The sequence below is a fragment of the Jingyaoa shaoxingensis genome, from assembly GCF_014385005.1.
GTDB lineage: Bacteria > Bacillota > Clostridia > Lachnospirales > Lachnospiraceae > Marvinbryantia > Marvinbryantia shaoxingensis.
Window position 1 is genome coordinate 121,870 of the sequence record NZ_JACRSZ010000003.1, and the last position, 13,100, is coordinate 134,969.

Here is a 13,100-nt window from a genome sequence, read left to right on the forward strand (position 1 = left end):
TTATTTCACCTCATAAGGCTGCTTATCGCGTCCGGAAGAGATGTCTTCCAGAAGGATTGCACGCACAAAGTCCTTTCCGTCTGATTTTACAATACCGATTGGAGTTTGTAAAGTATTCTCAAGTTCCTCAACTGTCATATCATCCAGAAATACTGTCTCCCCGTCTCTGAGTACATTACAGCTCAGAAAAAGTCGTTCACCCAGATCTTTTTCCCTCAGCTGTTCTGACAGATCCTGTCCGGTTAAGAGTCCTGCAACCGTTATTTTTTCACCGAAAAAGTAATTCGTAATCGGATATACCTGAACCGTAATGTTCGGATATATTGCTTTTACTTCTTCTGCTGCCTGGCGGATATAAGGTTCTGCCAGAAGCCCTGTTGCTACTGATACGGTATGTGCCCTGTCATCTCCCTCACGTCCTGCCAATTCTTCTGTTACCTCATTTAAGAAAAGGCGGATCATTCCCACACCGTTTTCAAGCTGCGGATAACCGTCGTAATTATCTTCCTGCGGCAGATCCTTCTCTGCCAGAATATACCATTCGTCCGACGCATGGATCATGTGTGTATGATGTTCTTTCATAATCCGGTTCTGCCATTTGTGGATGGTATCCAGCACCTGTATGGCATCTTCCTTCGTAAATGGTTCCAGAGGATACAGCCCATCTCTGAACTTTGTCAGTCCCACCGGAACAACCGATACACTGGTAAGGTTCGGAAGGTACCTGGTAAGCTGTTCTATGGTATATTCCAGTTCTGCTCCATCATTGACACCTTTACAAAGTACGATCTGTCCGTTCATCTCGATACCAGCTTCTATAAAACGATCTACCTTTTTCAATGCTTCTCCTGCAAAACGGTTGTTCAGCATCTTGCAGCGCAGCTGTGGATTCATGGTCTGGAATGAGATATTAATCGGTGACAGATGATACTTGATGATCTGCTGTATATCTTCTTCCTTCAGATTCGTCAGTGTAATATAATTTCCCTGTAAAAAAGAAAGCCGTGAATCATCATCCTTAAAGTAGAGTGTGTCACGCATCCCCGCAGGCATCTGATCGATAAAACAGAAAATGCATTTGTTATGGCAGGAATGATAGTCATCCATCATGCCATTCTCAAATTCCATCCCCAGATCTTCTTCGAATTCCTTCTCAATCTCCAGTTCCCATTCTTCACCGTCCGGCTTGCGTATCACCACAACCAGATACTCTTCATTGCAGAGATAACGATAATCCAGAATATCTCCCACCGGCTGGTCATTAATGGAAACCAGTTCATCACCGGGTTCAATCTCCAGTTCCTGTGCAATACTTCCATCTATGATATGACTGATAATATGTTTCTTCTGTTTCTTCATTTAGAAACTACTCCTGTTTTTTATTGCTGATCAAAAATATCCATTGATATCATACTAAACTTGGCTTCAAATTGCAATCTTATATTTTCAGAGTAAAATGCGACAATTTTCTTGACGGAATTCTCCAGAACCACTATACTGACATTGATTATGAAAAATTTTATACTCAATAAATTAGTGGAGGCATGTATGACTGATCAGTTTGATACATTACGTAACGCATTACCGATTGCGCCGCTCAAGATTGCCACGCTGGATGGCAGTCGTGATTTTGCAACCAAGGTAAATGACCATCTGGTGGAATTCCGCCATACAAATCCAACTCAGGATATCGAGAACATTCATTACAAAGGCTATTCGGAAGATTCTTATATGGTAGACTGTATCTGCCCGAGATTCGGTACCGGAGAGGGAAAGGGTATGATCAATACTTCTGTCCGGGGAAGTGACCTGTATATTTTTGCAGATATTACAAACTACAGCCTGACCTATAAGCTGTTCGGACAGGAAAATCATATGTCTCCTGACAATCATTTTCAGGATCTGAAGCGTATCATTTCTGCTACCGATGGAAAGGCAAAGAGACTGAATGTCATTATGCCTTTTCTCTATGAAGGAAGACAGCATAAACGTTCCGGGCGTGAATCCCTCGACTGTGCCCTGGCACTACAGGAACTGGCCGATCTTGGAGTAAGCAATATTATCACATTTGATGCTCATGACCCACGTGTCCAGAATGCTATTCCGCTGATTGGTTTTGATACATTTATGCCGACTTATCAGTTTCTGAAAGCAATCATTGATACCACACCAGATTTTCGCATCGACAGTGATCACCTGATGATTATCAGCCCGGATGAGGGAGCCATGGGACGTGCCGTATATTTTTCTACTATCCTTGGGGTGGATATGGGTATGTTCTATAAACGCCGTGATTATTCTACTATCGTAAATGGCAAGAACCCAATCGTTGCCCATGAATTCCTGGGGGCTTCTGTGGAAGGAAAGGACGTGGTCATCGTAGATGACATGATCTCTTCCGGTGAAAGTATGCTGGATGTTGCCAAGCAGTTAAAAGACCGCAAGGCAAGACGTGTCTTCGTCTGCACCACATTTGGTCTGTTTACAGACGGATTTGAAAAATTTGATGAATTCTATGAAAAAGAATATATCTACAAGGTAATTACTACGAACCTGAATTACCGTGATCCTGAACTGTTTACCAAACCATATTACGTAGAAGCGGATATGACTAAATTTACAGCCAGCATTATGGACAGCCTGAATCATGATGTATCTCTGGAAAGTGTTATCAGCCCGACCGGAAAGATTCAGAAGCTGCTTCGCAGAATTCAGAAATAAAAATTTGAAAATTAATTTCATTCAAAAAGGATTGACATGTCGTGTGCCAATCCTTTTTTGATACCAATATTCATTTTCAGCGAATCATAAGAAATGCCGCAAGATTCCCACGCTGTCCTTTAGACGCCCTGTGAGAATAGAGAAGCTGTGGGTTGCAGCAGGTACAGATATCCGTAACGGATATATGCTCTTTTGTAATTCCCGCTTCTTCCAGAATAATCTCATTTGCCTTCCACAGATTCAACTGGTATTTTCCATTTTCTTTCTGGTAAAACAGTTCTTTCCAGTATTTTTCGCGAAAGCTGTCCTGAAACTGTTCTATAACATCACCGCTCACTTCATAACAGTTCTGACAGATAGACGGTCCCACTGCTGCCAGGATGTCTTTCGGATCACTGCCATATTCTTCCTGCATCCGCGCTATTGTCACCTGACTGATTCTGCCTACTGTTCCTCTCCATCCGGAATGACACAGTCCGATAGCTTTCTTTACCGGATCCACCAGATAGATTGGGACACAGTCTGCATAAAAAGTGGTCAGCACTGTCTGCGAAACATTCGTAATCAGCCCGTCTACATCACTATAATCCCTTTCTCTTGAAAATCCTTTTCCCCAGTCTTCCTCGGTGACCTTACGTACATTGGTTGTGTGAGTCTGATGTGTAAAAACCATCTTCTCTTCAGAAAATCCCACTGCATGGGCAATTCTCTGAAAATTCTCCCGCACATTTTCTTTTCTGTCGCCTCGTGCAAAGCTCAGATTCATGCTGTACAAATGCTCCTTGCTGACACCGCCCAGACGGGTGGAAAATCCATGCAGGAACTCTTTTTCCGCTTCCAGTCTTGGATAAGTAAGCCAATATACTCCATCCTTTTCCTGTATACGGACAACCGGCTTGCTGCCGCTGCGTTTTATTGTTATTTTATGATTATGATCCAGTATTGTTTCCACTTCTGTTCTCCTTTATGCCGGCTATATACTGCCAAATGCATTTCTGATATGACAGATCTGTGTTCCTGTAATGCCGATTACATCAAACCGGCAAGGCATATTCTCCCATTTCTTCTGATGAAGATAATATCTGGCTGTCTGATAGATACGTTGTTGTTTCCGTACATCTACTGCCTCCAAAGGATTGCCCATCTGAAGATTTTTCCGGTATTTTACTTCTATGAATACAAGATAACGAGCATCTCTGGCAATAAGGTCAATTTCTCCTGTACGGATCCGATAATTCCGTTCCAGGATCTCATAACCTTTTTCTTCCAGATACTTTGCTGCCAGTTCTTCCTGCTCCTGTCCAATCTTCCTGCGATTCATCTTCTCTGCCCGGCTTTCTATATAAAATGTGTGATAAAGGTCTTTCTGTGAATCGGTGACGGACCATATTTTTTCAGTGCTTCAATATGGGATGCTGAACCATATCCCTTATGACCCGCAAATCCATACTCTGGCATCAGCTTATCATATTCCACCATCAGTCTGTCCCTGGTCACCTTGGCAATGATACTGGCTGCCGCAATGGACATACTCTTTGCGTCGCCTTTGATAATCGGTACCTGTACGGTTGTAATTCCAGGGATGGTAACTGCATCATTGAGGAGAATATCCGGCTGCACAGACAGGCAGCTGACTGCCTGACGCATGGCTTCGTAGGTCGCCTGCAGAATATTAATTTCATCAATCCGTGCCGGGGATGCCATTCCAACACCAACCGCAACTGCCTTATCCATAATCTCATCATACAGTGCATCTCTCCTTGACGCAGATAACTTCTTAGAGTCATTCAGATATCGAATCTTACAGTCGCAGGGCAGTACTACGGCACCTGCCACTACCGGACCGGCAAGTGGCCCCCTCCCTGCTTCATCAATTCCGCAGATATGACTGCAAAAATCGTATTTTCTCTCATATTCCAACATCTTTTCGAGACGCTGCTGTTCCTTTTCTTCTTCTTCCAGTCTGCGTACACATCTGGCAAGAAGATTCTGTACACCCTTGCGCTCATCCTGCTCGTATTGCTGCATTCTGGACTGCAGTTCCTGCAAGGCACACTCTTCCAGTTCTTTTTTTATCTCTGTAATCGGCTTTCCCATATCTTCTCCAGTCCTTATTCCGCCTCAGGTAATTCCAGTGTGACCTTTCCCAGCTTTCCACTCCGAAAATCGTCCATCAGAAGCTTAGATGCCTTTCCGTAGTCCAGCTCACCACCACGAATCAGGCAGCCACGTACTCTGGCAATCTCTTCCAGTATCTGCACTGCACTTTTCTCTTCTGACTCATCCAATTGAAAACGTTTCTCCAGAGTACCTGGATACTGATTTTTCAGGAATGTAATCAGTTCCATGGCAAGTTCATCAATATTCAGAATCTCATCATTGATGGATCCGATCAGTGCCAGACGCAGTCCCACTGCCTGATCTTCAAACTTCGGCCAGAGGATACCCGGTGTATCCAGAAGTTCTACATTCTTGTTCAGGCGAATCCACTGTTTTCCTTTGGTTACACCCGGCTTGTTACCGGTCTTAGCACATGCTTTTCCTGCATAAGTGTTAATAAAAGTAGATTTTCCCACATTTGGGATACCAACTACCATGGCACGGACCGGACGGTTCTTTATGCCTCTTTTCCGGTCTCTCTCGATTTTATCTTTACATGCTTCCTGAATGATGGCAGAGATTGCCTTCATTCCGGCACCACTTCTGGAATCTACTTCCTGTACAAAGTATCCCTTGCCCTGAAAATATTCACCCCATTTTTTATTGGCGTTCTTGTCTGCCAGATCTGCCTTGTTCAGCAGAATCAGTCTGGATTTATTCTTTCCAAGTTCATCGATATCCGGATTCCTGCTGGATAACGGTACTCTCGCATCCACCAGTTCAATCACCAGATCGATTAATTTGATATCTTCCTGCATCATACGTTTTGCTTTTGTCATATGACCAGGATACCACTGATAATTCATAGTCTCCTCCTGTCAGCTGATTCGTCCGAAGCTGTCTGACGGCAGAATACGCATCCATACACGGCCTTCGATATAATCTGCGTCTACCAGTCCCACATCAGCATATCGGCTGTCTTCACTGTTGTTTCTGTTATCTCCCAGTACAAAATACTCGGTCACGCCCAGCTTAATCTCCTCGGAAGCAAGCCCCGGATTAGTAATTGCCGGATAATCTGTCTTCTCAAGATAAACCTTACCATTGATATAGATCATCCCATCCCTGATCTGAATGGTCTCTCCGGGCAGCCCGATCACTCTTTTAATATAAATATGTGATGTATCACTTCCATTCGGCTTGAATGCAATGATGTCATTTCTCTTTGGGGAACCGATACGGTAGGAAAGCGTATCTATCAGCACATGGTCTCCATCTGACAGCGTCACTTCCATAGACTGTCCGGTATTGGTTCGTATCTGCCCAAAAAATAAAACCAGTACAAACGCAGCCAATACAACCACCAGAATCTCAAATATCCAGAGCAAAATGCTCTTTATCTGCTCTTGAACAGACTTCTTCTCCTTCTGTCTTTTCCTTGGATTCCGCTTCTCTCTTCTCATACTGTAACTCCTTGACTGAGACAAAAAAAGCTGTCCGAAGACAGCTCTTTTCAAGTATTATTTTACAAGTTCTTTTACCTTTGCGCTCTTTCCGCTACGTTCTCTTAAGTAGTTCAGTTTAGCACGTCTTACTTTACCTCTTCTGATTACTTCTACTTTTTCAACGTTCGGGGAATGTAATGGCCATGTCTTTTCTACACCGATTCCGTTGGAGTTCTTTCTTACTGTGAATGTAGCACGTGTGCTTCCACCCTGTTTCTTAAGAACAGTTCCTTCGAAAACCTGGACACGTTCGCGGTTACCTTCCTTGATCTTACCGTAAACTTTTACAGTATCACCTACATTAAACTGTGGCACATTCTCTTTTAACTGAGCTGCTTCGATATTTTTGATAATTTCCTGCATTTGTTGTTCCTCCTTATATTTTTGGATGTTCATAATACGATTCTGTAACAGAGGACCATCTCTTTCTCACAACGTATATCATGATATCATGCAGAGAAAGAAATTGCAAGGAAAATTTTCGATTGTTCTGTTTTTTATGCCTGTTTTTCTGCTGATGTTTCTTCTTTACCGCTTTCCTCGGCAGCTGTCTCTCCCACAGATGCTTCTTCTCCGGAAACATTCTCTTCTGAAGGTGCTTCTTTCTCGGAAGCTTTCTCTTCTGAAGGAGCCTCTTCTTCACCACTTTCTTCCGGTGCTGTCTCTTCTGCAACAGTATTTTCTTCGTCTTCGAAGATATCTTCCTCAGCATCCATGCCTTCCGGAAGCTTTTCTTTTAAAGTCTTCAGTTCTTCTTCCAGGCACTCCAGCTCTGTATACATGGTATTGATCGCTGTGATCTTATCTTCATATTCAGTGATCTCATCTTTGTGTTCTTCGTAATATGCTCTTCCAAGCGCAAGCAGCTCATCCTGAATTTTTTTCTTCTTTGCCAGGGTTTTTGTCTTTAAGGATGCGATCTCTGCCACTTCCCCTGTCTTTTTTACCATTTGCTGACCAAAAACAGATAATTTTTTACCAAAATCTTCAAACATCTTTCATTTCCCCTTTCAGAAATTCCTGTTCTTTTTTTGTAAGCTGCGCTTTTTCCAGTAAATCAGGACGCCATTTTGCAGTCCGTATAATGGACTGTTCTCTGCGCCATTTTTCCACATTGGCATGATGACCGGACAGCAGTACCGGCGGCACTTTCTTTCCACGCCATTCTTCCGGGCGGCTGTACTGCGGATATTCCAGAAGTGAATCCTGAAAAGACTCTGTCTCTGCCGATACATCATTATTCAGTACACCCGGAACCAGTCTGGATATGGTATCCATCATAACAAGTGCCGGAAGTTCGCCTCCTGTCAGGACATAATCTCCGATAGATACATAATCTGTAACTACCTCTTCCAGGACACGTTCATCAATTCCCTCATAGTGTCCACAGAGGAAAACAAGTTCCTCTTCCTGCGCAAACTCTTCTGCCATCTTCTGGTTAAAGGTATGCCCCTGTGGGGTAAGATAAATGGTACGAAGCTTCCGCCCGGCCTGTTCTTCCAGTGACTGATGCGCTGCATATACCGGTTCTGCCTGCATCACCATCCCGGCGCCTCCACCATATGGATAATCGTCTACTTTCATATGCTTGTTTCCGGCAAAATCTCTGATATTTACTGCATTCAGAGACAGTAATCCTTTTTCCATTGCCCGTCCTGTAATGCTGGTATGAAAACCCTGTTCAATCATCTCAGGGAATAGTGTCAAAACATGAAATCTCAAAGCAGACCCTCCAGTAAGTGAACTGTCATGGAATTCTCTTCCAATGATACCTTTATAATACATTCTTTTATATTTGGTATCAAGACTTCTTTTTCATTTTCCATCTTTACCACATAGACATCGTTGGCACCGGTCTGAATCACTTCTGTCAGTGTCCCAAGAAATTTTCCTTCTTCGTCAGACACCTGAAGTCCAATCAGATCACAGATAAAATATTCTCCCGGTTTTAACTTTACCGCATTCTCGCGGGACACAAGGAGTGGTACATTTCGCAGCAGTTCTGCATCGTTCATGGAGTCTACGCCCTTTAATTTCAGGATCACCATATTCTTGAAAAACTTTACCTGTTCCACAGCCAGTGTACGCTGTCCTCTTTTTTCTTCCAGAATTACTTCTTTTAATTTCTTGAATCTTGTAACATCATCTGTCGTCGGGAATACCTTTACTTCACCTCTCACACCGTGAGGAGAAGTAATCACACCCACCTGTAAAAACTGTTCCATGTTTCCTCCGTTTTGCAATAGGATAAAAGATAAGCCGCCTCAAAATGAGACAGCTTAAATTTATTGCATAATATCTACAATGACTTTTTTGTCGCTCTTGGATGCAGCAGCTTTTACAACGGAACGGATTGCTTTCGCAATTCTTCCCTGCTTACCAATCACTTTGCCCATATCTGATTGAGCAACTTTCAACTCAATGACTGTGGATTTTCCACTCTCTTTTTCCGTCACTACAACTTCTTCCGGATGCTCCACAAGAGACTTGGCAATTACTTCCACTAACTCTTTCATTACCGCACCTCAATTCTTATTTTTCGATGCCAGCTAACTTGAACAGTTTTCCAACAACTTCTGTAGGCTGAGCGCCATTAGCAAGCCATTTTTTAGCCAGTTCTTCATTTACATGGAACTCGCTTGGATCAGTATTTGGATTGTAAGTACCGATTTCTTCGATACATCTTCCGTCTCTAGGGGATCTGGAATCTGCAACTACGATTCTGTAGAAAGGTGCCTTCTTCTGTCCCATTCTTCTTAATCTGATTTTTACTGCCATTTTATTTTACCTCCGTAATTTTTGTACCTGTTTTCAGGAAATTGTGACCAGCGTTGTATATACAACTGCCGGATTATTTATATGTTAAAAGGGAAGTTTAAACTTGCCTCTTTTACCCATCTTGCCTCCCATCATACCAGGGAGCTGTTTCATCATCTTTCTGGACTGTTCAAACTGTTTTACCAGACGGTTCACTTCGCTGATATCCACACCGGCACCAGCTGCAATTCTCTTCTTTCTGGACGGATTCAGAATATCCGGGTTGGCCCGTTCCTTCGGTGTCATGGAAAGAATAATTGCTTCTGTTCTTGCAAGGGCAGATTCATCAATCATTCCCTCTATGTCCTTCATCTTGCTTCCGCCAATCCCAGGCATCATGCTGAGGACACTGGAAATACCACCCATATTCTTCATCTGGTTCATACTTTCCAGATAATCGTCGAAACCGAAGCTTGCTTTCTTCAGTTTCTGTTCCATCTCTTTGGCTTTGGCCTCATCCAGATTCGCCTGAGCCTTCTCGATCAGGGTCATGACATCGCCCATACCAAGAATTCTGGACGCCATACGTTCCGGATAGAACTGTTCCAGATCAGACAGCTTCTCTCCCATACCTGCGTACAGGATTGGCTTGCCACAGGTTGCCTTGATGGACAATGCCGCACCGCCTCTGGTATCTCCGTCCAGCTTGGTAAGAACCACACCGTCAATGCCGATCTTATCATTGAACATCTGGGATACATTCACCGCATCCTGACCGGTCATGGCATCTACTACAAGCAATGTCTGATCGACCTGTACGGCTTCCTTGATCTCAATCAGCTCATTCATCATATCTTCATCTACATGAAGACGACCGGCTGTATCCAGAAATACCACATTCATATTATGTGACTTGGCATGTTCAATTGCTGCCTTGGCAATATTCACCGGCTTCTGCTTGTCACCCATGGAAAAGACTTCCACGCCAACCTTCTCACCATTGATCTGTAACTGCTGAATTGCCGCCGGACGATATACGTCACAGGCCGCCAGGAGAGGCACTCTTCCCTTGGACTTCAGCTTCGCTGCAAGCTTTGCTGTCGTCGTTGTCTTACCTGCACCCTGAAGACCCACCATCATAATGACGGTAATCTCATTACCAGGCTTTAAGGCAATCTCCTTCATCTCAGATCCCATGAGAGAAACCAGTTCTTCATTTACAATCTTGATCACCATCTGGCCAGGATTCAGACCGTTCATGACATCTGCACCAACGGCACGCTCCTGAACAGATTTGATAAACTGCTTTACAACTTTAAAGCTGACATCGGCTTCCAGAAGTGCCATCTTGACTTCCTTCAGTGCCGTCTTCACATCACTTTCCGTCAGCTTACCCTTGCTTCGCAGGTTCTTAAACACATTTTGTAGTTTGTCGGAAAGGCTTTCAAATGCCATTATTATAATTCCTCCAGTATCTCACTGCATATCTGCTCAATATCCTGCTGGCCTTTTGCAAGTTCATGAATCTGTGTCACTTTTTCTTTAATAGAAAGGAACTTTTCGACCAGATGAAGCTGTTCTTCATAATGAGCCAGTATCTTATTGCAGCGCTTAATTAAATCGTGAACACCCTGTCTGCTGATATCGTATTCTTTTGCTACTTCCGTGCAGGAATAGTCATTCAACACCACATCTTCATATACCTGACGCTGATGTTCTGTCAGTAACTCACCATAAAAATCATATAATAAAGTCTGCTCTACAAATCGTTCCATATCTATCACCTTTGACATGATATACCAATTGCTTCGCATTGTCAAGTATTTTTTCTTGACGGTTTAAAAATTATGGATTGGCTCTGATCAGACGTGGTTTGTAACCAGACTCTTCCAGTGCTTTTACAATCTGATTCTTATGATCGGTACCAAATGCCTCCATGGTAATCTTCAGTTCTACTGCCTTGGAGCGGTTAGTACTGATAAACTGGTTATGTTCCAGTTTGATAACATTACCCTGCATCTTAGCAATGACAGCGGATACCTTTGTCAGTTCTCCAGGAGAGTCCGGCAATAATACAGAGACAGTAAAGATACGATCTCTCTGGATCAGTCCAAACTGTACCACAGAAGACATGGTGATCACGTCCATGTTACCACCACTAAGCACGGAAACAATCTTTTTATTCTTTACGTCCAGATGCTTCAGTGCTGCTACCGTCAGCAGGCCGGAATTCTCAACTACCATCTTATGATTTTCTACCATATCCAGGAATGCAACGATCAGTTCATCGTCTGTGACGGTAATCACATCATCCAGATTTTTCTGAAGATAAGGGAAAATCTTGCTTCCAGGTGTCTTCACTGCAGTACCATCTGCAATCGTATTGATGGATGGCAGTGTGGTTACTTCCCCATTTTTCAGAGATTCCTGAAGACAGTTGGCACCTGCCGGTTCCACTCCGATCACTTTAATGTTTGGATTCAGCATTTTGGCAAGCGTAGAAACGCCGGTAGCCAGTCCGCCACCGCCGACCGGAACCAGAATATAATCTACCAATGGAAGTTCCTTAACAATTTCCATGGCAATGGTACCCTGACCGGTTGCCACACCAAGGTCATCAAACGGATGGATAAATGTATATCCGTTCTCTTCTGCCAGCTTGTACGCGTGTTCACATGCTTCATCGTATACATTGCCGTGAAGCACTACTTCAGCACCATAACTCTTGGTACGATTCACCTTCATCAGTGGTGTGGTTGTCGGCATAACAACCACCGCCTTTACTCCCAGTTCTTTGGCTGCATATGCCACACCCTGGGCATGATTGCCTGCTGATGCAGTGATCAGTCCCTTTGCCTGTTCTTCTTTTTCCAGCTTAGAAATGCGGTAATAGGCGCCACGGATTTTGTAGGCACCAGTAATCTGCATATTTTCCGGCTTCAGATATACTTTATTGCCAGTCTGCTCACTAAAATACTTGCTGTAAACCAGCTTAGTCTCCTGTGTAACTCTTTTTACCACTTCAGCTGCTTCTTCAAAATTTTCTAATGTTAAATCTGTAAATTCCATCTTTATTCTGTTTCCTTTTCATTTAAAAATAATGCGTTTACAAACTCATCGGCGTCAAACTTCTGCAAATCGTCGATGCTTTCCCCTACTCCGATATATTTTACCGGGATGCCCAGTTCTGAATGAATGGCAATGGCAATACCTCCCTTGGCTGTTCCATCCAGCTTGGTAAGGATGATACCTGTGATATTGGCTGCCTCAGAAAACTCACGCGCCTGAACCAGTGCGTTCTGCCCGGTCGTTCCGTCCAGCACTACCAGTGTTTCACGGTAAGCTTCCGGATATTCTTTTTCCAGAATACGGTTAATCTTTGCCAGTTCATTCATCAAATTCTTCTTATTGTGTAGTCTTCCTGCTGTATCGCAAAGAAGTACGTCAGCATTTCTCGCCTTGGCTGCTGCTATGGCATCATAAACAACCGAAGCAGGGTCAGAGCCTTCCTGTCCGCTGATAATCTCTACACCGGCACGGTTCGCCCACTCGGTAAGCTGTTCACCTGCTGCTGCACGGAAGGTATCTGCCGCTGCAAGGACAACCTTTTTACCCTGATCCTTTAGCTTGCCAGCAAGTTTTCCAACGCTGGTTGTCTTTCCAACACCATTCACACCAATTACCAGAACAACAGACTTGCGGTTTTCGAACTCATAAGCCGTCTCACCTACATCCATCTGTTCTTTGATGCTCTCAATCAGATACCGCTTGCATTCTTCCGGTTCCCTGATATTATTGTCTTTTACTGCCTGCTTCAACTTTTCAATAATGGCCGTAGTTGCATTGATTCCCAGATCCCCCATGACCAGAGTCTCTTCGATTTCATCATAAAAATCATCATCAATGCTGGAAAAACCACTGAATATATTATCAATCCCGGCAACAATATTGTCTCTTGTCTTTGTCAGCCCTTCAGCCAGACGCTTAAAAAAACCTTTCTTTTCCTGCATGAAAGAT

Annotated in this window: 17 protein-coding genes; 1 reads left to right on the plus strand and 16 read right to left on the minus strand. The window is 43.5% G+C overall.

The features are described from left to right. On the minus strand, nt 1-1,359 hold the full coding sequence (locus H8716_RS04460) for a DUF512 domain-containing protein (RefSeq protein WP_249307322.1): 1,359 nt from the start codon (nt 1,357-1,359) through the stop codon (nt 1-3). Nucleotides 1,360-1,548: 189 nt separating this feature from the next. Here H8716_RS04460 and H8716_RS04465 point away from each other — a divergent pair, with 189 nt between their 5' ends. Next, nucleotides 1,549-2,721 (plus strand): ribose-phosphate pyrophosphokinase, encoded by a 1,173-nt coding sequence (locus H8716_RS04465; protein ID WP_249307323.1) that lies wholly within the window; start codon nt 1,549-1,551, stop codon nt 2,719-2,721. A 76-nt stretch (nt 2,722-2,797) separates the two neighbouring features. Here the strand turns inward: H8716_RS04465 and pgeF are convergent, their stop codons facing one another. The 15 genes from pgeF to ftsY all read right to left on the minus strand — a co-directional run bounded on the left by pgeF (nt 2,798) and on the right by ftsY (nt 13,093). Next, nucleotides 2,798-3,643 carry a peptidoglycan editing factor PgeF gene (pgeF, locus tag H8716_RS04470; protein WP_408610880.1) on the minus strand — a complete coding sequence of 282 codons (846 nt, stop codon included), beginning with the start codon at nt 3,641-3,643 and terminating at the stop codon, nt 2,798-2,800. 51 nt (nt 3,644-3,694) lie between these two features. After that, on the minus strand, nt 3,695-4,042 hold the full coding sequence (locus H8716_RS04475) for a YraN family protein (RefSeq protein WP_249307324.1): 348 nt from the start codon (nt 4,040-4,042) through the stop codon (nt 3,695-3,697). Nucleotides 4,043-4,059: 17 nt separating this feature from the next. Next, the gene (locus H8716_RS04480) at nt 4,060-4,818 is read right to left on the minus strand and encodes a ribonuclease HII (RefSeq protein WP_249307325.1); all 759 of its coding nucleotides are present in this window, start codon (nt 4,816-4,818) and stop codon (nt 4,060-4,062) included. Nucleotides 4,819-4,832: 14 nt separating this feature from the next. Continuing rightward, nucleotides 4,833-5,687: a ribosome biogenesis GTPase YlqF gene (gene ylqF, locus H8716_RS04485; protein ID WP_249307326.1), complete on the minus strand. Its 855-nt coding sequence runs from the start codon at nt 5,685-5,687 to the stop codon at nt 4,833-4,835. 12 nt (nt 5,688-5,699) lie between these two features. Further along, a complete protein-coding gene (lepB, locus tag H8716_RS04490; protein WP_249307327.1) occupies nt 5,700-6,284 on the minus strand; it encodes a signal peptidase I in 585 nt (194 codons plus the stop codon). Between the two features lie 57 nt (nt 6,285-6,341). Beyond that, nucleotides 6,342-6,689 (minus strand): 50S ribosomal protein L19, encoded by a 348-nt coding sequence (gene rplS / locus H8716_RS04495; RefSeq protein ID WP_249307328.1) that lies wholly within the window; start codon nt 6,687-6,689, stop codon nt 6,342-6,344. Between the two features lie 134 nt (nt 6,690-6,823). Beyond that, nucleotides 6,824-7,321 carry a hypothetical protein gene (locus H8716_RS04500; RefSeq protein WP_249307329.1) on the minus strand — a complete coding sequence of 166 codons (498 nt, stop codon included), beginning with the start codon at nt 7,319-7,321 and terminating at the stop codon, nt 6,824-6,826. Then, complete coding sequence (gene trmD, locus H8716_RS04505) at nt 7,314-8,048, minus strand: tRNA (guanosine(37)-N1)-methyltransferase TrmD (protein ID WP_249307330.1); 735 nt, start codon at nt 8,046-8,048, stop codon at nt 7,314-7,316. Before trmD ends, H8716_RS04500 begins: the two co-directional genes overlap by 8 nt. Next, a complete protein-coding gene (rimM, locus tag H8716_RS04510) occupies nt 8,045-8,551 on the minus strand; it encodes a ribosome maturation factor RimM (RefSeq protein WP_249307331.1) in 507 nt (168 codons plus the stop codon). The genes trmD and rimM overlap by 4 nt, the downstream gene beginning before the upstream one ends. Before the next feature lie 60 nt (nt 8,552-8,611). Next, nucleotides 8,612-8,842, minus strand: coding sequence for a KH domain-containing protein (locus H8716_RS04515; protein ID WP_249307332.1), 231 nt, complete (start codon nt 8,840-8,842; stop codon nt 8,612-8,614). A 16-nt stretch (nt 8,843-8,858) separates the two neighbouring features. Next, complete coding sequence (rpsP, locus tag H8716_RS04520) at nt 8,859-9,104, minus strand: 30S ribosomal protein S16 (RefSeq protein ID WP_117449677.1); 246 nt, start codon at nt 9,102-9,104, stop codon at nt 8,859-8,861. A gap of 84 nt (nt 9,105-9,188) precedes the next feature. After that, the gene (ffh, locus tag H8716_RS04525) at nt 9,189-10,538 is read right to left on the minus strand and encodes a signal recognition particle protein (protein WP_249307333.1); all 1,350 of its coding nucleotides are present in this window, start codon (nt 10,536-10,538) and stop codon (nt 9,189-9,191) included. Between the two features lie 2 nt (nt 10,539-10,540). Then, nucleotides 10,541-10,858, minus strand: a complete 318-nt coding sequence (gene ylxM / locus H8716_RS04530) for a YlxM family DNA-binding protein (RefSeq protein WP_249307334.1) — start codon at nt 10,856-10,858, stop codon at nt 10,541-10,543. Between the two features lie 70 nt (nt 10,859-10,928). Further along, nucleotides 10,929-12,152, minus strand: coding sequence for a threonine ammonia-lyase (gene ilvA, locus H8716_RS04535; protein ID WP_249307335.1), 1,224 nt, complete (start codon nt 12,150-12,152; stop codon nt 10,929-10,931). 2 nt (nt 12,153-12,154) lie between these two features. Further along, entirely contained in the window at nt 12,155-13,093 is a 939-nt protein-coding gene (ftsY, locus tag H8716_RS04540) for a signal recognition particle-docking protein FtsY (RefSeq protein ID WP_249307336.1), read from the minus strand. Nucleotides 13,094-13,100: the final 7 nt, after the last annotated feature.